A 24906-nucleotide genomic window follows, 5' to 3' on the forward strand; every position below is an offset into this window, starting at 1 on the left:
CACACCTCCTACAAATTACCTAAATAGCCCCAGGAAACCAGGACTGCAAGGCCCACCACTGCCGAAATAAAGATACTCAAGTAGGTCTTGCCGTTAGTCAGCTCTCTGATGGTATACATCATCGGCCCAACTGCCCAGACAACCCCTGTCACGCCAAAAGCAACTGCCGTCTTCCAGCCCAAGGTCAAGGAAACAATGGTGCCTATAATCCCATAAATAAGTGCACCACTGTAGCTTAAACAAAAAGCCGATACCACCTGAAACATGGTTTCCTCAATGCGCGCGGCTTTTAGTATAATCCAGATAAACACCGCCACAAGTGGAATCACAACAAGCCCATAGGCTGCCCCTGTTCCCAGCGCAACAAAAACAAAACTAAAATCTTTTTGACCGGTCTTATACAGGTCTAAACCTGTTTGCAGAAAAAATAACCCGAATGCCAGCACTGAAACAACAATTGATAAATACCAACGTTTTCCAGAAAGTGCCGACTTCAGTGCCCCTGCCGGGCTAATCATCATTCCAATGACTGTTCTGAAAAGTGAAACCCTTTCCTGCTGCAAAGCCCCTTCCTCCCTTTTCATGTCAGTTGGCCTGCCTGAACTCTGAACCAGTCCATTCCACTACAACTGACGTGTTTGTATTTACAATTTTTGTTGATTATGTTTCTAAAATATACAGCTATCTAAAAATTGTAAATCACCCATTCGGGTGATTTTGTATATAAAATTATATTACCAATGCTTTTTTAAAACTAAAAAAACCACAAGGTCAACATCAACTGTCCTTGCGGATTTCATTATCAACATCTTTAATATTTAACTTTTTACGGATTTCACCGTCTATCCTCACCAACCATTTCTCTATCGTCCCTGGTGCCGGAACTGGAATTATGGCGACGTAAAGCTAGAGAAGCAAATCCAGCAAAATCACCTGGATTTCTTTGGTAAAGCAGCTTACCGGTTTTAGCTACCTGAAAGCATAATAAAGGGGAAGCCTTGTTAAGCAGTACCAAGTCAATTTTGGATGATTCTAATAGCCCCGTTACTTCTCGTATGAGCTTTCTTTTAAGTTTTCCTGCTTCAAAGTTGCTGCTTGGGAAAAAATCTTTTTCCAATAAAACTGCCAGGTCAACATCACTATCAATTGTAGCTTTGCTTATACTTAAAAAGTAACTAGTCACGTAGTTGCTTTTATATGACCTATCTCGGACGCTCAGCCTGACCCCATTTGGACCCTGACTCTAAGCTAGTTGTCTTTTTGCCAAGTTGGCAAAAAAACCTCCATTCTTCATGAGCTCCTGATAAGTACCCATCTCTACAATTTTTCCTTGATCCATAACGATAATCTTATTGCAGTTGATAATGGTGCTGAGACGATGTGCAATAATCACTCGGGTAATCTGCAGCCGGTCAAGACTTTGGCTGACTATGGCTTGACTGTGGTTGTCCAGCGCACTGGTGGCTTCATCAAAAAAAATAATTTTTGGTTTATTAATGATGGCCCGGGCTATCATTAAACGCTGCTTTTGACCTCCAGAGATTGTACCTGCCCCTTCACTTATGAATGTATGCATACCCATAGGCATTTCCCTGATATCATCTTCAATTCCAACCAACCTGGCAGCTTCCCAGGCATCCTCTATAGTCAGATGCGGATTGGCACCTGCAATATTGCTAAATATGTTTCCCGACATGAGCTGCCCATTTTGCAATACAACCCCCAGCTGCTGCCGTACAGCGCGAATATCTATTTTAGATAGATCCTGCCCATTATAATAGACCTTCCCTGTCTCCGGCTTTTCAAAGCCCAACAATACTCGAAGCAGAGTTGACTTGCCGCATCCCGAAGTCCCTACCAGGGCGACATAATCTCCCTTATTAATTTGAAAGGAGACATCCTGGAGTATTAATGGCCCATCTTTTTTGTAGCGAAAAGACACATGGCTAACCTCTACAGCACCTGTAAGAGGTCTGGGGTTGATTTTGGTATCATCATATTCAGGTAAGGTTTCCAGGATAGGCCTGGCTCTTTGATATAAGGGGATAATTATGTTTGCACTAATTAAGGATTCCGACAAAGAAACCATGGAAAGCATAAAAGCAATAAAGGCTGAGTTAAAAGCTATAAACTGCCCTGGTGACAAATTGCTGTTTGATGAAGTCAAAGTATAGAAGATAACCATGCTGGCCATAATGGGGAAAAATGCGTTAAATGTTGCAAGCCAGTTGGCCAGGGTCTCTCTTTTAAAAGTTAATTGACGTTGTATCGCAAAATCCTTTGACCATTGATAAAAGGCTCTTCTTTCTGCCCCAGATACCCGAAATTTAGAGATTCCTCCAATGAGCTGCAGCATCATACCTGATATATTATTAGAAATTTCTAGTACTTTACGCTCGTAACGTACCTGCCAGTATCCTAAAGAGATCATAACAACAATAGCCATTGTCACCAGTATAGCCGCTACCCAGGCCAGGCGTATATCATAGTAAAAAAGCAGGGCAAAGGTGAAGACTGAGAAGATACTGGAGAGTATTGTATTTAGAGTAACTCCTGAGAGAATCATCCGTATGCGTGTTATACCCATAGCCCGCATAGCCAATTCTCCTGAGGAAAACTCTTTAAAAAAGGGTACCGGCAGACTAAGCAATCGGTCCCAGACAGCAGCCTGAAGGGAACCCTCCATTTTGCCCTCCATGCGCAGCACAGCTATGGATCGAACCAGCTGGAAAAGCATAGCCGCTAGGGCACTTGCTCCAAGAAAAAAAGCAATTTGCAGCAATTGACCTCTTTGGCCTTCGGGAATGATGCTGCTAAAGACAATTCCCGTTGCCAGGGGAATAGCAGTACCAAGTATGCCTCCAAGAATACCCATAATAGCTATCATCACTAGATCTCTTTTCCAACAGCTTTGGTAACCAAAGGATATAATTTCTTTAAAGGTAATCTTCTCATTTTTGAAAGGTCGGTAAAATACAAAACCAAAACGTTTAATCTTTAAAGCAGTTTCCCTGTCAACAACCTTTTTTTCTCCTGCGGCAAAGTCATGCATTATGTATTTTTTCGGTGATGCAGGTATTAAGGCAATAGGTCTATCATCTTCCTCCAAGTAACCCAAGATAGGTCCGCAATCCTGTTTATACCACTGTCCTGTCAAAGCTACTTCTCTGGTTCTGATACGAGATGCTCGAGCAATATCATCTACTTGTATAATACTCTGACTTACAGCATTATTAGCCGGGGGAGGCTCAATGTCCATATTCATGACCCTGCCTACTAATCGACAGGCATCCAGCAGATTATCTCCACTAACCTCGTTTAGGCTTATGGTTTTTTCATTACTATTTATAGTTACCAGCTTTGATATAGAGTTTGCCATCAACCTGCTATCGAAGCTCACCTTTTCTTGTAGTCGTTGTTTTTCAATAGTATAATTATCCTGCCACATTTTATAGGCAGACTGGAGGATCTGGCTGTGATAATATTTCATGTACATTGGGTCGTTTAAATATTCTTGCTCATTAAACCGCTCTTTAGCGGAAGCAGTTTCTTCATGAGCCTCCTCTTCTTTAATGCTGACTTTAGCTAGGGCTTCTAGCCATTTCGCCACCAGAGATGCAGCTTCTTCAGATACTTGTTTTTCAAATAGCTCTCTAAGCTTGTTTATCTCAAGACGCAAAATATTGGTTCCGACTAATCCCGAGGCCAAGAAACCTTTAGGGGGTACTCCTTCAGGAGTAACACCAAAAAGCAGTTCTCCCTGTTCTACGTCAAACAAGAATTTTTTTCTCCCAATCATATTCCCCTTTGGCAGGGTTGTTAAAAAAATAGAAACCTTCCCCTGCTCAACCATCCATACGTGTTTATCGTCATCCAGGATTTGTGGCTTGTTCCATACAATGGATATTTTAGTTCCCTCTTGAACGAAAAGATCCCTAACCTTCAAATTACTCACCTGCTTTAATATCATTATTAGCCAGCTTGAATTAGCCCTGCATAGATGCCGCCGCTATCCTTTAATTCCTCATGGGTACCACGTTCTGCGATTTTTCCTCTTTGAAGGACTATAATTTCGTCACAGTCTCGAATAGTACTCAGACGGTGTGCCACTATAATACAGGTACAGCCACGGCGTCGTATATTTTCATCAACCTTTTTTTCTGTTAGAGGGTCAAGGGCACTAGTTGCCTCGTCCATTACGATGATCCTTGGGTTTTGAACCAGAGCTCTGGCTATCTCCAGCCTTTGCCTTTGCCCGCCGCTGAAGTTTTTCCCACCTTCCTCCAGCCAATGGTCATATCCATCAGGCCTGGCAGTAATATCATCGTGAATACAGGCATCCTTTGCTGCACGAATCATCTCAAATTCAGAGATTGTCTCATCCCATAAGGTTATGTTTTCTCTTATTGTCCCCTGGAAAATACTAATTTCCTGATCTATCATAGCCAAGGAATTATTTATTATTACCCTTGGAAAGGATGTTCGTGGCAGACCATCAAAGAGTATTTCGCCGGACCAGGGTTTGTGAATTCCTGCAACTATTTTGGCTATTGTGGATTTCCCACTACCGGAACCCCCTACAAGTGCTACTCGAGATCCTGGTCTTAAAGATATAGTAAAGTCTTCAATTAATGGCGGTTCCAGGGAACTGTAACCAAAGGTTAGCCGGTTAATTTCTATATATCCCTCCAGTTTGTCTGTTGTACTGAGATCTATTTCTTCTATTTCAGCTTCTTGTTCAATAGGATATTTTAGTACATCATCTAATCTATTCATTTCTCCCATCACTTCTTGAAGCTGAGCCCCTAATCCTACAATTCCTGTCACAGGAGCCATAAAGCTTGCCATGAGACTTTGAAAAGCCACCAACATCCCTATGGTCATTTGTCCCTCCAGAATTAAATATCCGCCCAGGGCAAGTATTATTGTATTATTTATTCCTGTAAGAAATGCAGGAAATACTGTTAAAAATTGAGAAGAAACACCCAGTTCCTGCTCAGAGTTTAGTGCTTTTGCCTGATATCCTGACCATTTAGCAAAAAAATCTGATTCCGAACCTGTAGCTTTTAATGTCTCTATTATTTGCAGACCTGACATGCCTGTGCCAATTAATTTACCTCTCTCTTTTAAGAGCCTGCTGTTTAGATCTACTCTTTTTGCGGAAACTAGCTTTAAATACAATACATTTATAATTGCAATTACCAAGCCTGTTACTGCTAAAATAATATTATACTGAAGCATTAAGGCAAAATAGAAAAAAATCATTACAAAGTTTAGAGCTGTGGTTGCAAGCTGCCCTGATAGCAATTTTGCTACCCTGTCATTGCTCTGCATTCTAGAAGTTAAATCCCCTGCAGAACGCTGAAAGAAAAATTCTGTAGGCAGCCTTAAAATATGCCAAAAAAATTGGCTGGATGTTACTAAAGCAATTTTAGTCTCTAATCTTAGCAGGTAATACTGCTGTAACCATGTTAATGTTCCTCTCAAAACTGCTGTCATTCCCATACCAATCATAAGTGGTATTATCCAGGAGCTTCTTCCATCCAGCAAAATATCATCCACAAAAATTCTTGCAAATACAGGAATAGCTAATCCTGGGATTACCAAGGCTAAACCCACAAGGATTATATATAATAAAGGAATTTCGGAGCCCTTAAGACGTTTTTTTAACGCACTAATAATGCTAGGCTTTTTTTTATCTTTCTGAAACTCCGGTGTGGGTGCAAAGCTCAGGACTATGCCCGTAAAAGATTGACTGAACTCCTCTATGCTCATGGTCCGTCTGCCGGAGCTAGGGTCGTTTAAAAAAACCTTGCCCTTGTAAAAACCTTCTAATACCAGAAAATGGCCAAACTCCCAATGAATAATTACGGGCATTTGCATCATTTTTAAAGATTCAATTTCTTTACGATACCCTTTTGCCTCCAAGCCGTTTTTTCTAGCAGCTTTCAGTATATTGCTTGCTTTGCTGCCATCTCTAGAAACACCACAGGTTACCCTTAATTCCTCTAATGGTATGTATTTCCCATAATATGCTAAAATCATGGCCAGGGAAGCCGCCCCACACTCCACTGCCTCCATTTGAAATACAGTGGGTACCTTTGCTATTTTTTTCCATTTCACCTTATCACCTCCCCAACTTTAAAGATTGACTCTCTTAAGAAAAGGCATTACCTTATGGATAGGTTTTTCTCTGCCGGTAATAACCACACCCTGCACAATGGTACCACTATGTATGGACATGGGGGGCCCTTCTGGGGAAGACCACTTGTATCCACTTTCAGTATTGTAATCAGGTATTAAGTCAATACGAACCTCTAGAGGTGCACCTTGCCCCACCAGGAGCGAAATTAGATGCTCATTATCAAGAGTCTGCATCATACTCTGCATGGTAGCAGGATACTCTGAAACGGAAATAACTCTCCCCAGCATAAAGCCATACTCTTCTTTATTTACTATTGCAGGCGAGATCTGGGCTTCCATACCGGGCAGAATGATGCCCCCTTGTTCAGCAGGAACATAGATGATTGCTTCCATCTTTACTGTTTCACCATATCGCTCCAGAGTGACAAGGGACTCTCCTGGTTGAACAATGCTTCCCTTATTCATATGCAGCTCTATAATGCGTCCGTCAATTTGAGACACAATTTGAGATTTACGAACTAGTTCTGACCGAAGTTGAAGTATTTGACTTTCCAATAATTTGTACTGGGCAGATTGGGTATTTTCCTTGCCCTCCATTTCAGCAAGTTCTTGCAGCAGGTTATTAATTTCCGAAACAAGCTGTGGTACTTCTATTCTAGCTAACACATCACCCTTCTTAACTGTATCCCCAGCCTTAAATCTTTTATCAATAACCTGCCCGGAGGTATGATGTTTAATATATAAAACCCCTCCATCATTGAGAAGGATACCCTGCCCTCCTATTTTGACAGGAATGCTGCCTAAAAAACCCCAGGCAATGGCACTAAGAAGTATGCAGCTTAGGGCTATCAAGGCAAACCAGGCTTTTGGGGAAGTCACTTTAATAAGTTGATCCAACTGTTCCGGTGAAGAAAGTTTTTTCAGGGATACTTCTCGAAATAATCCCTTTTCTTTGATCATATTCTCACCTCTTAATATATTCAAAGTTACCTGCGTGCAGCTTTTTAAGTACAACCAATCTGCCCGTGTTGTCTCCCTGTTCGTTAAATTCATGGTCACCGACTGCACCTGGCCATTTGCCTAAATTTCTTAACTCTTTTCCAACTGTAGAGGGGTCAAGCAAATCAGAATTTCCTATGGCAGCTGCCAGCATTTTTACCGCATCATAGCCCAACGCAGCGTAGGCACAAGGCATCACATTATACTCCTCCCAAAAATCCGCCACAAACTTCTGTGTTTCCGGACGATCTTGATATGGATTAAATACCGAGCCTACAATTGTCCCTTCTGCAGATGTACCACCTATTTCTGACAGCAAAGGAGAATCCAGAGCATCACCTGCAGCAAACTGCACTTTGATACCTGCTTGGCCAGCATCAGCTATAAATCTGGCACCACCAATCAAGCCTTTAGCAAGGAAAATTCCGTCAAAGCCAAAGGCTTTCCACCTGTTATGTAAATGCTTTAAATCTTCCAAACCATTATAATAGTTAAATCTATCAACAATGATTATTCCCTGAGAAGCTGCATGGTCTTCAAAGGAATTTGCCAACCCCCTGCCGTAGGAATCATCTGAGTAATATATGACCATCCGCCCATGTCCTAGTTCTGCTAGATAGATTGCTAATTGCCTTGCAATTTCATGGTCATTAGGTATATTACGAAAGACATGTTTATAACCATTTTGGGTTAGCTCCGCTGCTGTTGAGGTTGGTGATAACATTACAATCCCTGCATTATTATAAGTGGCGGAGGCAGGAATAGAAATGTATGAATTGCTGTGGCCAATCACAGCTTGTATTGATTTGTTTTCTGCAAAAGACTGGGCTATGGCCATGCCTTTTACAAGATTATCTCCATCGTCCTCTTTAAATAACTTTAATTTTTTACCGTTAATGCCCCCGCTATCATTAATCTCGTTGACTGCAAGATTAATTCCCTCGTGAAATAAACTGGTGTCTGTTCCAAATGGCCAAGCTACTCCTATGATTATCTCTTGAGGTTCTCTCAATTGTGTACAGCCTGTGACCAGAAAAATTATTACTGCACATAAAATCATATACTGGTACAGCATGGTATTTTTTAGCATAACTCCACACCTTTTCCTTGATTTGAAAAAATCTTATGATACGGCTTTACTGTTAATACGAAAAATTTAAGAAAGTATTACATCTTTTTGTAATGATATCCTTAATTAAGCGTATTAAATGTATAATCAATGAAATGAGGGACTGTTATTATGGAAGCAAAGCACATTATGCCTTTTCATCTATTTCTCCATGGGGATCACCACTATGTTATTAATATTGACGGCATGCGAGCAAGCTCTGTTGATGAAGCAACAGCCCAGGCTCTTACCAAGCTTATCACTGACCCACAAACACTATTACCCTTCCATATGGAAGAACGCCTTAAAGAATTAGGGTTGATTTGCGAATACCCAGAGAAAAATAAAAAACCACTTAAAAAAGAACCAGTGCCCATTGTCAGCATGGCACTTTTTCTAACACAATCCTGCAACCTTAAGTGTGTTTACTGTTATGGAGATGGGGGTGAATATGGCACGGGTGGAAGCATGGAAGAGAAAACTGCCTTTCGGTCTGTGGATTGGCTGATAGAACAATCGGGAAAAATGAAAAAAATACACATAGGCTTTTTTGGAGGGGAGCCCTTCTTAAAATTTGGCCTGATGAAATCAGTTGCAGAGTATGCAAAAATGAAAGCTCATGAGGTGGAAAAGGACGTGGCCTTTCATTGTACTACAAATGCTACTTTGCTTGACGATGAAAAAATTGCCTTTATTAAAGAATACAAGATATCAACTATGGTAAGTTTTGATGGTCCCAGGGAAATTCAAGATGCACAAAGGCCATATGCCAGTGGGAAAGGGTCATATGATATTGTTGTGCCTAAAATCAAAAAATTACTGACAGCTCTGCCCAATATATCCGGTCATGCTGTGTTAGTAGGAGATAATGATCCCAAATTAATAAAAGACGCAATGCAAGAAGTAGGTTTTGCAGAGGTATCCGTTATGCCTGCATCCAGATCTCTATTTAGCCAAGACACGGACAAAAAAACAGCAGTGCGAGACACCCAGGCTCTTCTGGAAGCAATAGAGCAAGAGGCTGATACATGGCTGGCCCTTGTCCAAAACAAAGATAGTGATGGATTAAAAATCCTTAAAAATAAGAGTATTTTAGATAGGGCCTTGGTTTTGTTGCTTCATAACAGCAAAAGACACCATGCCTGTGGTGCAGGTCGGGGACTAGTGGGAATATCAGTTTCAGGAGAAGTCTACTTATGTCACCGCTTCGTGGGAAAGGAAGAATATAAATTGGGAAATGTCTTCGAGGATAATCTTTTTCGGGAAGAATATCAAAAGAGTCCTGCAGCAGAAAATGATGTATGTTCTGCCTGCTTTGCCAGGTATTACTGTGCCGGTGGATGCAGGCATGATAACGTCAGTTCCTGTGGGTCTATGGCAGCACCATCAGAAGATATGTGCCGATTGAGATGCCGCGAGTTTGAGCTGGCAGCAAGTATCGTCAGTAGTCTTGAGCCAAAAGACCTGTCCTTTCTTTTAGAACACAACATTTTTACTCCCAAGCCCTGTCCCCTTGATTTTTAGCCTCCTCCTAAAATATTAAATCCGGCCGTTACTTGAACGACCGGATTTAATATTTTGTGGTCTATTTCTTATAATATAGCCCCACGGGAGCACCAATCTGTTAAACACATTCCACCGGCAACTGCATCTAAATCATCGTCACTTAAGTTCTCTGATACTTCCTTAATCTCCTCCATTGTAAAATCAAAACCTGCTTCCTTTACAAAGGCCATACGTTCCTCTGCATCCACGCACCCTTTAACTTTTTGGTTAAAATCTTCATCCGTCTTCATTTTTTCCAGAAACTTTTTTGCTGATTCAACACTCATTTAATTGCCTCCTTTTAATTATTTTCTTTCCTTGCACTTTTTCAATAGTTAATACGTTTTTTTCATCAATGTATTACAATGAAGCTATATAAACTTGGTTTTACTGCATATATCCGTCAAACAAATGCCACCAGCCACCCCATCCAGCTCATCATCACTTAAATTCTCCGAAACTTCCTTAAGTTCTTCGCTAGTAAAATCAAAACCTGCTTCCTTTACAAAGGCCATACGTTCCTCTGCATCCACGCACTCCTGAACCTTTTTACTAAACTCCTCATCTGTCTTCATTTTTTCGATAAATGCTTTTGCTGATTCAATACTCAATTCTATTACCCCCTTATTATATTGAAAAAACAAGATTCTTGAACCTTTCAAAAGCTAATACGTTTCTCTGCTCATTGTATTACATATTGAAACCTAAAAATCCAGACTATTTTCCCAACACATGATTGCATAGAATACATTTTCCAGCAAACACTTTAGATCCACAGTAAGGGCAAATATCCCTTTGCTCCCCATATTGACCTGAACCTGCAGCAACCACGTGCTCTAAATCTTCTTCATCTAGCTCTTCATCATCATTCATTTCTGCCAGCTGCTCTAAAAGTTGTTTTTTCAAATTTTCTTTAATCTTGCTGCCAATACTGAAATCAGCAGCTATCATGGCCTTTGCAAGGAGAAGAAGCTTTTCTATTTCTTCATCCTCAACAGCACCAATAACTTCTTTACCTGCTAGTATTTTATCCAAGTAGTCCAAGTAAATATCTGCCTTTTTCATATCAGTCACAAGTCTTCATCCCCTGGCTTTCCAAAATTAATCGTAACCGTTTCATGGCTCGAAATAATATTACTCCAGTATTACTTTCACTAACGTCAATAATTTTAGCAATATCTCTATTTGCACATCCACTCCAAAATTTAAGGGCTATAATTTCTCTCTCTCTATGACTCAAAGAGGCCAAAGCCTTTAGCAAATACTGCTTCTTTTCATTAAAAGCTGCAATATCAGAAGGGTCAAGATCAGATGTCGCTATTTCCAATGTCATTTCAAGGGAAGTACAATTTGAACGCATCTGGGAGCGATAATAATCCGTTATGGTATTACGTGCAATGCTAAATAACCAAACAGAAAAAGCAGCTTTTTCCGGCTGGTAGTATTTAAATTTTGCCACCATTTTTTCAAAGATTTGGCTGGTTAAATCTTCAGCGGTATGGAAGTCTGCTACACGATATTGTACATAATTGTAAATCCTGGGAAAGTAGTTCTTGTAAAGCTCAGCGAATGCATTAGTATCATTATCCTGAGCTATTATTAATTTTTCCTCTGCCTGAGTTAGCATAATCATTGCATTTCCCTTTCATAGGCTAGTATTCTAAAAAATGCCGTTAACCAATAAATCTTTATAATCATGCGTTAGAATATTAAAAAGAATTTTCTGATTGTTTTTTTGACAGTTTTCGTCTTAAAATACCAAAAAGTGCCGTTATTAGCTTATATCTGACATGGTATCGGCTTTTATCTTTCTTTGCAATGTGCCAAAGGACAGTCTTGCTAACAAAAAAGTACAGTCTCCTGTACTGCTGGACTGCACTTTTTAATAAGCCATCTATTAAGCTGTTTAATCTTTATTACCTGCTCTCTCTGCCCTCTACCAGCCCTATACGCCCTGCATGAGCTATCAATTGAGCTCTGTTTTCCATATGTAATAGTTCTATGATTCTTCCCATATGATACTTTATGGTTCTTTCTGTTAATCCTAGAGTGGCTGCAGTTTCCTTATAGGTATTCCCCCTGGCTACCATCTCAAGCACCTCTAACTGCCGCTCTGTAAGGGGCAGCCCCATGGAATCCTTTACTGCATGATGTGGGAAATTAGCGCAATGGTTATTGTGCCTGAATTCTTTGAAAATTTTCATGGCAAGTCCTGGCGAAAGAGGGACCTCTCCCTTTTCTATATTGGAAAGCATGGCTACAAGCTCCCTGGCGTTTGTATTTTTCAAAAGATATCCCGATGCCCCAAACTTTATAGCTTCAAAAAGATCTTCATCTTCATCAGATGTAGTCAGCATTACAATATTAATATCCGGCATTTCAGCCTTGATTAGCTTTAGAGCATCCAGACCATTGCACTCAGGCATCTTTATATCCATTAGAATTATATCCGGCTTCAATGCAATAGCTTTAGTAAAAGCCTCCCTGCCATCTTTAGCTGTATCCACTACATTAATTTCATGGGTTTCAAGGAGATATTGAAGACCCTCCATGAATAAAGAGTGGTCATCTACCAACATCACTTTTACTTTCATTTTCATTTTCATTTTCATTTTCCAGCCCTTTCACAGGTACATATAAAACTACCCGGCTTCCCTTTCCTTCAATTGACGCTATCTCGATTTGTGCACCAATCTCTGAAGCACGTTCCCGCATTATACTAAGGCCATATTTAACCTTAGCGCTGTCATCTTGATGTTCGCTGCCAAAGCCCTTGCCGTCATCCTCTACTGCAGCGCACAGATACTCCTTGGAAATCGATAAAGACACCCTTACATTATCAGCTTCTGCATGCTTCCTGACATTATTTAAAGCTTCTTTGAGAATGTTCAAAATATTAATTTGCACATTAGGTTTAAGTTCTACCCCTGTAAAGTCAGAAGGAATATCCAGTTTTACATTAACATCAGACTGCTCCTTAAAATTATATATATCCTTGGAAAGGGCCGTAAAAAAATCTTTGTCCATGAATTTAGCATGTCTGACATTACTGATATATTGTCTCATGTCATCATGTGCAGATCTAGCAGCATCCACCAGCTTATCAAGTTTACTTAAAGCAATTTCTACTCCCGCATTCTTGAGTTCCTGCCTGATGCCCTGTGACTGCAGGTTGATAAAGCCCAGCATCTGTCCTAGATTATCATGCATATCCCTGGCGAGTCGTTCCCTCTCTTCTGTAACAGCTAACTTCCATTGCTGTTTCATATACTTTTGCTGTGCTTGCTTCCTTTCTGTTATATCATTAATAATCACAAGCCTGCCTGCTAACATACCCTTATTGTCGGAAAGAGGAGAAAGCAATACCTCATAAGCCTTAGGTGTTCCTAGTATATCAACAGAAAACTCATCATAATTAATACTTGGATCTGTACAGGCATTTAACAATTGCGGAATTCTAGCACATACCTCTTCTGCCGGCCTGGCAGAAGCCTTGGGGGCAGTCATATTCACAATCTTTTCAAAGGCTGGATTTATATCCAATACACGATTCTGCGAATCTAATACCATAACCCCTGCATCCATAGTCTCAATTACTGTAGCCCTTGCTACAGGTATTACATCAAACAGTTTGAAGCGAAAAATGCCCCAGGCAATTATAACTCCGGCAGGTCCGAAAAAAACCGGGGTAATATCAAATCTCTGCACAGGGCTAAGACCCGAAATGTACATGATATTAGATAAGACAATTAGAGATATACCCATAAGCAGGGCAGCTGCCTGTCTTCTATAAATAGTAATTTTAAAAAATACTGCCTTTATAACCAAAACCAATGCAAAAGCATTCAGAAAGTGCGAGTAGAGGGCATGTATAAAAAAACCGGGCCCATATTTTTTTGCAATGACCGGGAAGGAACCATTATAATCCAGATACATATCATACCTTATCAAACCATGGAGTTTGTCGGTCCAGACAAGTATGATGATAATTGTAGGTATAACCGCAAACCATAAAAATTTTCTAGTTTTGATTAATCTGTCATATCCGGTAAACTCCATGCACAATGCAAGCAGAGCTACGGGAGAATAGCAGTAAGCTATATACTGTATGTTTGCCCAGAAAAGCTTAGTAGAAAAATCAATACTGGACATTTCCAATGCGTTGCCTGCAGACCATATAGTTACAACAAACATACTAAGTATAAAGCTATTAACGCCTTTTGCCTTTCGCCGCTTTAGAGCTGCATATATTCCAAGAAAGAGCGAGATTAATGCAGAAGCAATTAAAAGCCATATGTAAGGATTATATTGATAATGCATGCTCTCCCCCCTACCAAATGTTACCCTCTAACAATGTATTCGGTTTCGTCTTTATCAGATAATCTTATATTTTTCTACAAATAATGCCAATTACCTTCTGCATACTCTATCTCACCATATTTAGTTATGAGTATATTGCCTCCTTTATATTATAACACCTCCTTTAATGTCAGCCTTAGTTCCTTTGGTCTATAGCATTCTGCCTTATTCAATATTTCATATTGTCCTCGTTATATGCGATAAGAGGCGGGTGGTCATAGATCATAAGATAGTAATTCGTGAGATTCTGCCGATTCTTCCGTTGCCGTCTGCGAAGGGGTAAAGTCAGTTAATCAGCTTAAGTAAAATTTCCAGTTTCAATCTATGCATGGGATCCTCCAGGTCAAAATTAATCAAGTCTTTTATTTCGTCTAATCGCTTTCTCACAGTATTGATGTGTACAAAAAGCTGTTTTGCTGTCAGGCTGTAGTTCATTTGGTTTTCCAAGTAGGTTTTCAAGGTTTTCACCAGCTCTTTATCCTCATCCCTTTTAACCAGCTGCTTTATATCCCTTAACATTATTGCAATTTCATCTTCCTTGATGTCTATCCAGGCAAAAACCCCCAGCTCTGAATAAGTAAAATAATCCTCCCGGGGATACAAAAGCCTGCCAATACTTATGGCCCGTTCACACCGATCAAAATTCCTTTTTATTTCATAAATTGTGTCGCTAAGATCTGATATGCCAAAGGCTAAGCCCATGCTCAATATTTCATCTTCTAATCTTTTCTGTAATTTCTTAGCAGCTACCCTGATTAGTGCCAGGTTTTTTTCTTTTGAAAGTCTTTCATCCAGCTGGACTAAAAAAACACAGCTATTTTCATCTATACCAGCCATTCTGCTATTCATTTGCCCTAGACTATTGCTATAAGCTTTTTTTAGTATATCCCTATAGCTTGACAGGTGCACATCCTTGTTTATTTGCTTCATTAAAAGCAAATAATAATGCCCGTTTAGGTCTAATCCCAAGTCGCTGGCTCTTTTGGCCAGCATTTCATGGTTTAATAAACTCCCGTCCAAAATCTCTGTCACAAACTTTGCAAAACCAATATCTCCAATGCTCTGGGCCACCAATATCTGCTCATACAGGGACTGCAGCAGTAAAAACCCAATGCGCAAGGCAAATTGGTCAAAATAATCTATCAGCCCCGTGGCTTCAACTACCACGAAGTAAGCCTTAATCTTATCTCCAACTGTAATTGGCACAGTAATCCAGCTATAGGGTTTATCGTACCTGGCATCATAGAATCGATACCTAATCATTTTCAGGTTATCACACAGTACTTCTTCAGTAAATTGAAAGGAAGGTCCCCAAAAATCCTCTGTTTTCAGGTCAGCAGCCAATTTCAAAAATGCAGGAGAACTATAATATGCCTTTTCACTTGTTAAATCATAGAGCATGGCTGGGAAATTCATTTCTTTTTCAATCTGAGATAATATTTTATTGATCTTTCTAACCTGGTAAGATAAACCGGAAAAGCTCTTGGGGTTGATATTGCCAATGTTAAATTGCCTGATGTTCTTGTTCATAACACATACATTAAGCTGATTCATTAAATCCATCCAAGAAGGTTCTGACGGGATATATATAAGAGGTATGTGATGCTCATTAAATGCTGCAATGATATTCTCTGGTATTTTTTTAAGAAATCTTTCTACCTTTATTCCCATTCCAGATATTTGCTTGAATTTGTCTGTCTTAACGTAGCTTTCAAATAAACCTGGATTTTGATGAAATATATAGCCGGTTGAGATGACCAGTTCTTTGCCCTTCGTCCAGTTAAACCCATCTGGGGCATCCAGTATGGCCACGCCCTGCACCTGTTTGTCCAAGCCTGTATGGCCTGCCAGCACCTTAAAGTCTTTAAAAAACTCTGTTTTTAAAATCTCCCTTAGAGATAAACCCATGTGTTTCACCTGCCTTCTTTAATAGCTTTTAACTAATTATACTGCATCATACAAATAATATTAAGAGATAGACGGAATCATAGATGAAACCATATAAACTTATTGAACAACACAAAGGCACTAAGTCCTTTCGAACCTAGTGCTTTTGTAATTACTTCAATGGGCTGATATACTTTCTTTTTTCCGTCCTTGTGTTGAATTCCTCTTTGGCAATTGCTATTATGCTTGGCTCGTTCAGGAGATCATACATCATTCCTGATAAAATCTGGGCTGCATAGATCATGCCCTTCATTCCAATGGAAGAGCCTGTGGAGGCTGTTGCTTGCCAGGAGTGAATTGCTACTCCCAGCGGAAAGCAAGCTGTGAGGAACAAGTTCATGGGCATGATCCAGGATACATCCCCACTATCTGAGGAACCTGCAATCACAACTGTATCTGCTTTCTCTTTTTCCAGAACTCCCTGGTGAATATATGTTTTTTCATTGCTGTCGGGTGACAGGTATTTCTTAATTTCACCTTCCACTATATTGGGATCTATGGTTTCTTGGAGTCCTTTGGCAAATGCCAGCTCATTCTCTGTATAACTCGGGGCACCTATTTCCACCATGTTTTTATATGTTAAATCAAATAGTACTTTATTGGGCAGCATCTCATAGCAGCCACTGATGATCTCGCAGTCCACTGTTGTTTCTGTCATCATTGCTGCTCCCTTTGCTACCTTAAATAATCTCTCGGTTATTTCTTCCACGTCTTTTCTGTGAGGCGCTCTTACATAGTACCAGGATTCTGCCTCCTTGGGGATAATGTTTGGCGCTCCGCCTGCATTGGTAATGGTGTAATGGATACGAGCCTTGTCAATGATATGCTCTCTTAGATAATTAGCCCCTACATTCATTAGCTCAACTGCATCAAGTGCACTTCTCCCAGCCTCAGGTGATTGTGCTGCATGGGAGGATATTCCGTGGAACCTGAATTTAATTGAGTTATTAGCTAAAAATGCATTCTCTAGAGCTGTGTTGACACTCATTGGATGCCAGCTCAGAGCAAGGTCACAGCCATGGAAAGCACCCTTTTTGATCATCTTCACCTTGCCTGCCAGGGTTTCCTCTTCGGGACAACCGTAAAATCTGATTGTTCCGCTCATCTCACATTGTTCCAGATATTTCTTAATGGCCAGTACTGCGCCCAGTGCCGCTCCTCCCAGGAGATTGTGTCCGCAGCCATGTCCCGGACCATTTTCTTCAACTGGATTAAATTTTGTATCTACCTTCTGGGATAACCCAGGCAGTGCATCATATTCACCCAGTACGGCTATAACAGGTGAACCGCTGCCATACTCGGCTATGAAAGCATGCTCCATGCCATGGATTTCTTTGATTTCAAAGCCATTGTCTTTTAGTATTTTTCTGAGTAAATTCGCCGATTCTTTTTCTTTACCTGAAATTTCTGGGCTGCTCCATATTTTGAGGCTTAAATCCTGGATTTCGTCATTTATGCTATTAAGACATTTCAGTACATCTGTTTTTTTCATCTGCTGCATCTGCTGCATCTGCTGCATCTCCCTTACTTAAGATTTATTTTTTTTATAGAGGGCTGCAGCAATGGCTATTGTACCAAATACTGCTCCTAACGTAACAACATAAGTTGGCCTGCCTGGCAAGAAATTAAATATCCCAGCGTTTACAGCAAGTGTAAGTCCAATTCCCAGGGCCAAGGCTATTGGTGCAATCTTAAGCTTCATAAGGGCGAATTGAACAAAAACAGCTCCAAATAGTGATGGCAGCAAGAATTTGAATGCATTTATCACCTCTGGGGACAATTTGGATAGGATGGCAGTCCCTGCAAATACTCCCAATGTCAAAATGATAATATTAACTATAACTGATACGGCCATGCCCAGGGTTGCTACAATGGCGCCTTCCTTGCTTCCTGGTTCTACTCCGGCTACTTTTTGGGATACTGCTGCAGTAGGAATTCTTAGATTTGAAATATTCCCTGAGATAAATGCCATATAGGTTCCTGGCACACCAATGATTGGGAAATAGGATATTGGTTCTATGATCCAGATGATGCCAACTACACTTGCTATTGCTACTAAGGCGGTAAGGATTGCACTGGCAGGCGGCATAATATCAAATACAACTAAAAGAACCAGGGCTGGTCCAAAGGAAGCAAGCACACCCAGCCAGTTGGTGAGCTTACCCCATTTGTTGATATAAGGTAAATAATCACTTTCAAAGATATCTTTATTTTTATCCATTACGGTAACCTCCTTATTTTCAAGTTAAAGCACCACTGCAACTAACATACCACCAAACAAGGCAATTGCCAAAGCCCATTCTTTTAACCATTTAATATTATTCTTGTCAGCCAGGGGGGATAGTACCAGCATAATGGCTCCCCCTGCCAGTGCTGCTATGGTATTATTATTCAGCGCGACTATGTGCCCTGATACCAGGGAACTAAATGCTCCCAGCATGGCAGCTATTGATATTACTTTTATAAGTCCTTTATCTCCCCTGGAAACTTTTTGTTGTACCTTGTCCATTCGACTTGCTGACAGGGTTGCAAAAACAATCCAGCCTATGGAGCCAAGGGTCATTGTCCATACTGCGTTGGCAAAGGCTACATTCGTCATTGGGTCAATACCCATCTTGACGCCTACTGCTTCTGTGCCAAAGCCAGCTGCCATTAATTCAAACATTACTGAGCCTATGAAGGACAACCTCATCCATGACATTGGCCCTCCTACGGTAACTAAAAGTGCTAACAACCCTGTCAGAATAACAATGCATGGTCCTAAAGACGTGATAAAACTACTCTTCATTGCACTTTTCATTTGATCTTCTGTTAACCCGATTTCCTTACCTGTTGCATATGATTTTTTGGCAAAGATAAAAGCCTGGAATAAAACCAGGGAAACTGCAACACCTGCTGCCAGCCACATGGGGGCGCTGTTGGCAATTTGTAAATAATCCATACCTTTCCTCCTCGTCCCTTTAATATTTTATAATATAGGTTCATGATTTACTGTATTATTTTTGCTTATGTGATTCAATGAAAAAACTTTTACAATTTAATCAGAATAATGAAAATATTTTCGCTAATACAAATGGGGTCAGGCTTGACAAATTGACAAATTTGTTTAATTCAACCACACAAAAACCTTCGTCTATTTTTGCATCATGGCACGGTTTACAGAGGGGTTGCCAGTTGTTCTCGTTCCAAAACAAAGTCATGTCTCCTTTATGGGGTTTGACGTACTGCTTTTAACCAGCATCGAGAGTAAACAAATTACCGATCCCAATGCGGCGTAAATAAAAATCCCGCTTATCATCATGCCTGCATATACAGGCGTCAATATTTCAAGTATCTGTCCAGAAGTTAGAAGCGCAACTATTTGAAAGACAAGGAAGATTGCAGTGGATACCACCGACGAAAGCGCCGCTTTTGACAAATATATAAATATGCGGTTCTTGCCAGTCATCCATTTATGCTGCCATGTTTGCCATTGGTATTCCTGACCGATAAAATTGGAAATTAGAACAGCAACGAGAATCCCCAATCCTTTTTGATACACTATAGAGATTTCTCTTGAACTTTTTTCCAGGAGAAACACACATAAGCTTAGCTAAAACACCACCACCGAAAGATTCCCCCATGCACACAATTTTTTCAAAACCTAAAACATCTATAACATCAGATGCCCACTCTCCAGACTCTAATGTGTTTGAGGACAAAACTTTTTGGTCGCTATTACCAGGATGACCAATAGTATCCGGAACAAATATTAAGCATTCTTTGATTAGGTCTAAGTTCTTTTTTAGTGAGTAGGGCGCAGTACTATTCCCACCATGAAAAAATATAATCGGCACTCCTTTTGGATTTCCCACTTTTAATAAATGCGTTTTTCCAAATCTCCGTATCTACATATAAGTATTCATAATCAATTTCTAAACTTTGAACTTGTTTATAATAAAGGTCATTGACTATCTTTTCACATTCTTTTGTTTTATAAATTTAATTTCTCATCGGCTTTTGCCTTCCTTGTGAACTACCCTCGACTGAAGTCGAAGGCTTCTAGCCGCACCCTTACTTTAAGGATTATAAGAGCATACACCTATAATCTAAAAGAAGGGCAACGCTATAAAGATAACTTTTTATCCCAGGTATGCCGCCAGTAATAATAAAAAGCACCTAGATAGCCAACTACAGCGGGTCCACAATCTCCGCATGAGGCATAGCCTACATATAGTAAGATACGCCACCTTATATCGCTACAAGGTTTTGGGTTATATAATTACTAAGTTCTTTTTGTTTAGCTTCAGTTTCTTTGATGTTGATCCTCGGAAATGTTTTGTAAAACTTCCGATGTAAATTCATGCTGGCGTTAAAATCTGCGTTTAAAATGCTTTTGTCCTCAAATACTATTAAACTCTTGCCATTAACACTCTTTGGAGAAAACCTTTCACCTACTTGAGTGTCTTTATAGCAAATTTGAGAGGTCATAAAAGCATTTCTTTCTACTGTATATATCTTTTCATGATAAGCTTTGTATCTGGTATAGTTAATAATCTTGCCATGCAGCCAATAGTTACGCTTTAGGTTCATTCTCTTGGCTTTGGATACACCCTTTTTTTGAGTGAAGTTTTTTAGATGCTCAAATACTATTACATCTACCCCATGCTCTTTAGCAAGATTAACAATTTGTCTACTTACTTTATGAGCTGTATCTTCGTTAAGGTTCGATACATAAGACCAGAGGTTTTTATTGGAGTGTTCACCTTTGACTGGCTTGCCGCTAATTCGTTGCTTTTTTGTTATTTGCTGCAGTGCACTGTATCTTAAGTCGTTAATCTGCTTTCCTGAGATAAATTCAGTTTTAAGTAATTGCTCACCTTTTTTGATAGTAATTACAGCTAAGTGGTTTATGCCAAGGTCAACTGCTAATGTGACTGGTTCTTGTTTGTCTTTAAGGTGATTATCCAGCTTTTTCATGTGAATCTTCTTCTCAAAGGGAAAGCACAGGTACCAGTTACCTCTTTTAAAGCTAAGTACTGGTGACCCCATTTTATAATGCGGGTTAGTGCCTATTATTTCTACTGCTAAGTGTTTTGCTTCTTTTTTGCTAATGCCATTTGTGGTTAATATTTCTGCATAAGCATCTAGTTTTTCTTTATGCTCCAGGTGCTTTTCATGTTCCTGGTACATATCTTTAAACTGCTTTGTTAGCTTAACGGGATAATTAACCATAGACCACTGATTACCGTCAAATACTCTTAACCTGACAAATTGGTCTTGTATATCATCTATATCTAACTTGCAGTCAGAATAATAAAATGAAGGGTTCATTTTATAACTAGGCAGTTTTGGTTCTCCTTGTTTTTTACCAGATGCCAGCCATCTTTCGTAGTTAGCTTGATAGCCTTTCATCTTGCCGACAGCATGCGCAATAATACTTCTTTTAAGTATAGATGGGGGTTCTATGCAATGTTCTTCTATTGGTATCTTGGGCGTTGGATTGTTTAGAGTTCTGTTTGTTAGTGCTTCTACTTCTTTGATGAAAGATTCACTGTTTATTACTTCTGGATGATCGTTTAATACACCTATATAGAAAGCAAGTAGATTATTGGCTTCTTCTTTGGTCTTAGCTAACATCTCTAACTTACCTTTATTAGCGTCTGTAATTTTAATTTTAACTGTCTTGGTTGCAGTACCCATAATTCACCTCCTACCTGTAGTTGTTCGTACAGATTTACTTTTTTTGCTCTTCGATGTAACGCTTAACTGCATCTTCTGAAATTTGGCCTACCGTACCCACATAATATGAAGGGTTCCATAAATGGCCGCCATATAGCTGCTTTTTTATCTCGGGGTGCTTCTTAAATAATAATCTTGCTGAAACACCTTTTAAAGATTTTAGCATATCTGCAATTAATATATTGGGGCTAGCAGAAACGAATAAATGAACGTGGTCGGGCATTATCTCCATCTTTTCTATAACAAAGTTATTGTCGTTTGCTATTTTGCTAAACATTTCTTTAAGGAAATCTACTATCTTCCCCTGAAGGATAGACTTTCTATACTTAGTACACCAAACAACATGGTAGCCAATTTGATACACACTATTACGATTTCTCTTTAGTTCCACCTTAGTATCACCTGCCTTTTGCTTGTGCATATATTATAACATATACACAATAACATTGGCGCAATTTTGTGTAAAGAAAACGCCCTAACCCCTGAATGAATTCAGAGGAATGCGGGCGTAAGTTCATCTTCAAATAGAAATCTGTACCCTATCAACAACCCACTTAATGCAAAAAATATGTAGCCTAATTGATTGACAAAATAAGGGATGGAATTTTGATTGCCAAAATACCAGTAGCTCGCCTGAAATAAGTCACCTAAAGAAAGGAAACTCTGCAGAATTGTATACTGAGACGCATATGCTATACTGACGAGAGTAATGTAAGGAGCCAGCAACAAAGCACCCATCATATTAAGAATAGGCGTTTCCTTTTTTGATGGTACAAAGAAGGCTATGCATATTAGAATGAACGAGATCGATGGAGCAATTAACGACGCAAGAACAAAGCTCATCGTATAAATATCGGATTTTGCTTGTATAAATAGTAACTGCTCATTCATTTCCCCTACAGGTTGTGACATAATCATAAGAATTGGCCATAAGATAACTACTACGGTAAATATTACTCCGCCGATAAACAGAGCTGTATCAGTTTTATTCACGCAGTTACCTATTATCATTGTTATCCTCTCCTTCCAATATGTTTTTTTTTGTTAGTTTTTGTACAAAAAAACTCGTAGTATCCATCATCTTTTTAATGATAGTTAAGGGGTCAGCAAAACCATTCTTGGCCATAGCATACTCGTTTGCTAATGCTACTAGTACATAGTTATATTGAACAGCAATTTTATCTACATCATCCTCCGGCAATGCGACAAGTCCTCTTTTTTTCATCAGTGTAAAAACCTTAGAATAAAATTCGTTTTGTTCTTCCAAAATCAGATCAAAATACAATCTAGCAGCCTGCTCATTTCTGAACCTTTCAATAAAAATAATAGTTGCAATGTGATCTAGGACGTTTTTATTTTGATGGCCAATTCGAATAATAACGTTTTTTAATATTTCTTCAGCACTGAGATATGCCATCATTTTTTCAAGTTCATCGTCAGTAGGCCTAGTTCTAAGTAATTCTTTTGAAAAATACTCAAAAAGATTAGCTAGGATTGAGCCTTTACTATCAAAGTGGTTGTATATGGAACTTTCTTTTATTCCAATGGCTGAAGCTATTTTTCTGATAGAAACATTATCGTATCCATCTCTTGCAAACAAATTAGCAGCAGCCTCAAATATCTTTTCTTGTGTTTCTATACCTTTCTTACGTTTTGGGGCAATATTTTCTTTATGTCCCATATTTAATTCCTCCTTTCCCTTTGATTTTCAAAACTAACTGCAGTTTGCTTTTATGCTATTTATACTATCAATTGTTAGTTTTGTCAATCCATAATAATATGTATCTTAGTTTATTTGGTTGTCTGACTCTAAAAACTCTATCTCCATATCATCCTTGAACTGACCGTCATTCTATTATCCAGCATTAATCTTATCGTGCCAACCGCCACCCACAGCTTATCATGAAATTCCTCCATGACCAGTGGGCATGATTCAATACCCTTGATAAAGGTTAGAACAATTGGGTCAAACTCCAGAGTAGTCGGTAAACACGACTCCGTTTTCAATAATCTGAAAAAAGAAGAGCTTTTTACATCATCGATGTACCATTTAAACCCGCACTTTCAGCCATCCACACCCTTGCCTAATGTCAAACAATTGCCCCACGCTTCATTAAATAAATGAAATATTACTACCCTCTCCTTTACCAAAAATCTTTCCTTCATAATGCAAAAAAATGTAACAAGCGGCTTCCGCTCATCACGTAAACCGCTTGTTACTCGCCTTTTCAGGACAAAATAAAACCACCTGCTGATAAAATTCTTTTTATCAATAGATGGTAGATTATTTGGCTAATCTACTATCAAATGATACAATGCACACCCCTTTCCTAATGTTCAACGATTTAAGAAGGAGGGGTGTGCATCTATTTTTAAGGGGGTGCAGATTAAGGATTTTCTCAGTTTTTCCAAATAATTAAGCAATTTTTCCGTCTCGAATCTCAATTATTCGGTGACAGGAAGATGCTACATCTGAATTATGGGTGACAATGATGATAGTTTTTCCCGCATTGTTTAGTTTCTTAAAAATACTCATGACTTCATTGCCGGTTTTGCTGTCCAATGCGCCTGTAGGCTCGTCGGCCAAGATAATGTCCGGATCATTAACAATGGCTCTGGCGATAGCCACTCGCTGTCGTTGACCGCCTGAAAGTTTTAAAGCCAAGATATTTTTTTTATCTAAAATTCCCAATTGGGATAGCACATCTTCGATCTTACTTTTCTTAGAATGAATCGGCTTTTGGGAATAAGTAAGGGGAATCATCACATTACGGTAGACATTATAACGGTCTACCAGAGCAAAGTCCTGTACAATAAAACCAAAAATCTGATTACGAAGTACTGCCATTTCTTTTGAATTAAATGTCATAATAGGCCGAGATTTAAGATAATACTGGCCATTGGTGGGTTTATCCAAACAGCCAAGGATATTCAGAAGTGTTGACTTTCCTGAGCCAGATGCTCCCATGATAGCAATCATTTCACCTTTTTCTATTGTAAGTGACACTCCTTGCAGCGCTTTTACTTCTGCTTCGCCGCTACCATATGTTTTGACAAGATTATCCACTTTAATGATACTCATG

At 39.4% G+C, this 24906-nt stretch carries 23 protein-coding genes; 1 reads left to right on the forward strand and 22 read right to left on the reverse strand.

The window, feature by feature from the left end; genetic code table 11:
- Positions 1 to 8 precede the first annotated feature (8 nt).
- From K364_RS0110395 to K364_RS0110420, 6 genes are all read right to left on the reverse strand, one after another.
- Positions 9 to 584: a hypothetical protein gene (locus K364_RS0110395; RefSeq protein WP_207640843.1), complete on the reverse strand. Its 576-nt coding sequence runs from the start codon at positions 582 to 584 to the stop codon at positions 9 to 11.
- A gap of 251 nt (positions 585 to 835) precedes the next feature.
- Positions 836 to 1183 (reverse strand): nucleotidyltransferase domain-containing protein, encoded by a 348-nt coding sequence (locus K364_RS23625; RefSeq protein ID WP_035268528.1) that lies wholly within the window; start codon positions 1181 to 1183, stop codon positions 836 to 838.
- Positions 1184 to 1243: 60 nt separating this feature from the next.
- Entirely contained in the window at positions 1244 to 3955 is a 2712-nt protein-coding gene (locus tag K364_RS0110405) for an NHLP bacteriocin export ABC transporter permease/ATPase subunit (protein WP_422857217.1), read from the reverse strand.
- A 17-nt stretch (positions 3956 to 3972) separates the two neighbouring features.
- The gene (locus tag K364_RS0110410; RefSeq protein WP_028307979.1) at positions 3973 to 6123 is read right to left on the reverse strand and encodes an NHLP family bacteriocin export ABC transporter peptidase/permease/ATPase subunit; all 2151 of its coding nucleotides are present in this window, start codon (positions 6121 to 6123) and stop codon (positions 3973 to 3975) included.
- 18 nt (positions 6124 to 6141) lie between these two features.
- Complete coding sequence (locus K364_RS0110415; RefSeq protein ID WP_035268531.1) at positions 6142 to 7104, reverse strand: NHLP bacteriocin system secretion protein; 963 nt, start codon at positions 7102 to 7104, stop codon at positions 6142 to 6144.
- Between the two features lie 4 nt (positions 7105 to 7108).
- Complete coding sequence (locus K364_RS0110420; RefSeq protein WP_028307981.1) at positions 7109 to 8233, reverse strand: ABC transporter substrate-binding protein; 1125 nt, start codon at positions 8231 to 8233, stop codon at positions 7109 to 7111.
- A 150-nt stretch (positions 8234 to 8383) separates the two neighbouring features.
- Between K364_RS0110420 and nlpM the strand changes: the two genes are divergently transcribed.
- The gene (gene nlpM / locus K364_RS0110425; protein WP_028307982.1) at positions 8384 to 9775 is read left to right on the forward strand and encodes a nif11-like peptide radical SAM maturase; all 1392 of its coding nucleotides are present in this window, start codon (positions 8384 to 8386) and stop codon (positions 9773 to 9775) included.
- A gap of 68 nt (positions 9776 to 9843) precedes the next feature.
- Here the strand turns inward: nlpM and K364_RS0110430 are convergent, their stop codons facing one another.
- The 16 genes from K364_RS0110430 to K364_RS0110505 all read right to left on the reverse strand — a co-directional run bounded on the left by K364_RS0110430 (position 9844) and on the right by K364_RS0110505 (position 24905).
- On the reverse strand, positions 9844 to 10083 hold the full coding sequence (locus K364_RS0110430; protein WP_028307983.1) for a Nif11-like leader peptide family natural product precursor: 240 nt from the start codon (positions 10081 to 10083) through the stop codon (positions 9844 to 9846).
- Between the two features lie 84 nt (positions 10084 to 10167).
- Positions 10168 to 10407, reverse strand: a complete 240-nt coding sequence (locus K364_RS0110435; RefSeq protein ID WP_028307984.1) for a Nif11-like leader peptide family natural product precursor — start codon at positions 10405 to 10407, stop codon at positions 10168 to 10170.
- A 106-nt stretch (positions 10408 to 10513) separates the two neighbouring features.
- On the reverse strand, positions 10514 to 10870 hold the full coding sequence (locus K364_RS23630) for a hypothetical protein (RefSeq protein WP_051533954.1): 357 nt from the start codon (positions 10868 to 10870) through the stop codon (positions 10514 to 10516).
- The gene (locus tag K364_RS0110445; RefSeq protein ID WP_035268534.1) at positions 10863 to 11429 is read right to left on the reverse strand and encodes a sigma-70 family RNA polymerase sigma factor; all 567 of its coding nucleotides are present in this window, start codon (positions 11427 to 11429) and stop codon (positions 10863 to 10865) included. Before K364_RS0110445 ends, K364_RS23630 begins: the two co-directional genes overlap by 8 nt.
- A gap of 283 nt (positions 11430 to 11712) precedes the next feature.
- Positions 11713 to 12402, reverse strand: coding sequence for a response regulator transcription factor (locus K364_RS0110450; protein WP_051533955.1), 690 nt, complete (start codon positions 12400 to 12402; stop codon positions 11713 to 11715).
- A complete protein-coding gene (locus tag K364_RS0110455; protein ID WP_028307987.1) occupies positions 12362 to 14116 on the reverse strand; it encodes a sensor histidine kinase in 1755 nt (584 codons plus the stop codon). Before K364_RS0110455 ends, K364_RS0110450 begins: the two co-directional genes overlap by 41 nt.
- 324 nt (positions 14117 to 14440) lie before the next feature.
- A complete protein-coding gene (locus tag K364_RS0110460) occupies positions 14441 to 16063 on the reverse strand; it encodes a PucR family transcriptional regulator (protein WP_028307988.1) in 1623 nt (540 codons plus the stop codon).
- 151 nt (positions 16064 to 16214) lie between these two features.
- A complete protein-coding gene (locus tag K364_RS0110465) occupies positions 16215 to 17612 on the reverse strand; it encodes an amidohydrolase (protein ID WP_242841679.1) in 1398 nt (465 codons plus the stop codon).
- Between the two features lie 18 nt (positions 17613 to 17630).
- The gene (locus K364_RS0110470) at positions 17631 to 18323 is read right to left on the reverse strand and encodes a hypothetical protein (protein ID WP_028307990.1); all 693 of its coding nucleotides are present in this window, start codon (positions 18321 to 18323) and stop codon (positions 17631 to 17633) included.
- A 24-nt stretch (positions 18324 to 18347) separates the two neighbouring features.
- Entirely contained in the window at positions 18348 to 19043 is a 696-nt protein-coding gene (locus tag K364_RS0110475; RefSeq protein ID WP_028307991.1) for a DUF5058 family protein, read from the reverse strand.
- Positions 19044 to 19554: 511 nt separating this feature from the next.
- On the reverse strand, positions 19555 to 19956 hold the full coding sequence (locus tag K364_RS23640; protein WP_028307992.1) for an alpha/beta fold hydrolase: 402 nt from the start codon (positions 19954 to 19956) through the stop codon (positions 19555 to 19557).
- A 376-nt stretch (positions 19957 to 20332) separates the two neighbouring features.
- Positions 20333 to 21784, reverse strand: coding sequence for a transposase (locus tag K364_RS0110485; protein WP_028307993.1), 1452 nt, complete (start codon positions 21782 to 21784; stop codon positions 20333 to 20335).
- Between the two features lie 34 nt (positions 21785 to 21818).
- Complete coding sequence (gene tnpA / locus K364_RS0110490) at positions 21819 to 22214, reverse strand: IS200/IS605 family transposase (protein ID WP_028307994.1); 396 nt, start codon at positions 22212 to 22214, stop codon at positions 21819 to 21821.
- Between the two features lie 101 nt (positions 22215 to 22315).
- Positions 22316 to 22834, reverse strand: a complete 519-nt coding sequence (locus K364_RS0110495; RefSeq protein ID WP_028307995.1) for a hypothetical protein — start codon at positions 22832 to 22834, stop codon at positions 22316 to 22318.
- On the reverse strand, positions 22821 to 23504 hold the full coding sequence (locus K364_RS23645) for a TetR/AcrR family transcriptional regulator (protein ID WP_051533956.1): 684 nt from the start codon (positions 23502 to 23504) through the stop codon (positions 22821 to 22823). Before K364_RS23645 ends, K364_RS0110495 begins: the two co-directional genes overlap by 14 nt.
- Positions 23505 to 24239: 735 nt before the next feature.
- Positions 24240 to 24905, reverse strand: a complete 666-nt coding sequence (locus tag K364_RS0110505) for an ABC transporter ATP-binding protein (RefSeq protein ID WP_028307996.1) — start codon at positions 24903 to 24905, stop codon at positions 24240 to 24242.
- Position 24906 lies beyond the last annotated feature (1 nt).

This window comes from Desulfitibacter alkalitolerans DSM 16504 (assembly GCF_000620305.1).
Lineage (GTDB): Bacteria > Bacillota > DSM-16504 > Desulfitibacterales > Desulfitibacteraceae > Desulfitibacter > Desulfitibacter alkalitolerans.

Bases quoted from the DNA above. Each gene is read 5' to 3' on its own strand.
- K364_RS0110430 (WP_028307983.1), bottom strand. From the start codon at position 10,083: ATGAGTGTTGAATCAGCAAAAAAGTTTCTGGAAAAAATGAAGACGGAT.
- K364_RS0110470 (WP_028307990.1), bottom strand. From the start codon at position 18,323: ATGGATAAAAATAAAGATATCTTTGAAAGTGATTATTTACCTTATATC.
- K364_RS23645 (WP_051533956.1), bottom strand. From the start codon at position 23,504: ATGGGACATAAAGAAAATATTGCCCCAAAACGTAAGAAAGGTATAGAA.
- K364_RS0110460 (WP_028307988.1), bottom strand. From the start codon at position 16,063: ATGGGTTTATCTCTAAGGGAGATTTTAAAAACAGAGTTTTTTAAAGAC.
- K364_RS0110445 (WP_035268534.1), bottom strand. From the start codon at position 11,429: ATGATTATGCTAACTCAGGCAGAGGAAAAATTAATAATAGCTCAGGAT.
- K364_RS0110450 (WP_051533955.1), bottom strand. From the start codon at position 12,402: ATGAAAATGAAAATGAAAGTAAAAGTGATGTTGGTAGATGACCACTCT.
- K364_RS0110420 (WP_028307981.1), bottom strand. From the start codon at position 8,233: ATGCTAAAAAATACCATGCTGTACCAGTATATGATTTTATGTGCAGTA.
- K364_RS0110465 (WP_242841679.1), bottom strand. From the start codon at position 17,612: ATGCAGCAGATGCAGCAGATGAAAAAAACAGATGTACTGAAATGTCTT.
- K364_RS0110415 (WP_035268531.1), bottom strand. From the start codon at position 7,104: ATGATCAAAGAAAAGGGATTATTTCGAGAAGTATCCCTGAAAAAACTT.
- K364_RS0110455 (WP_028307987.1), bottom strand. From the start codon at position 14,116: ATGCATTATCAATATAATCCTTACATATGGCTTTTAATTGCTTCTGCA.
- nlpM (WP_028307982.1), top strand. From the start codon at position 8,384: ATGGAAGCAAAGCACATTATGCCTTTTCATCTATTTCTCCATGGGGAT.
- K364_RS0110485 (WP_028307993.1), bottom strand. From the start codon at position 21,784: ATGGGTACTGCAACCAAGACAGTTAAAATTAAAATTACAGACGCTAAT.
- K364_RS0110395 (WP_207640843.1), bottom strand. From the start codon at position 584: ATGAAAAGGGAGGAAGGGGCTTTGCAGCAGGAAAGGGTTTCACTTTTC.
- K364_RS0110495 (WP_028307995.1), bottom strand. From the start codon at position 22,834: ATGATAATAGGTAACTGCGTGAATAAAACTGATACAGCTCTGTTTATC.
- K364_RS0110505 (WP_028307996.1), bottom strand. From the start codon at position 24,905: ATGAGTATCATTAAAGTGGATAATCTTGTCAAAACATATGGTAGCGGC.
- K364_RS0110475 (WP_028307991.1), bottom strand. From the start codon at position 19,043: ATGGATTATTTACAAATTGCCAACAGCGCCCCCATGTGGCTGGCAGCA.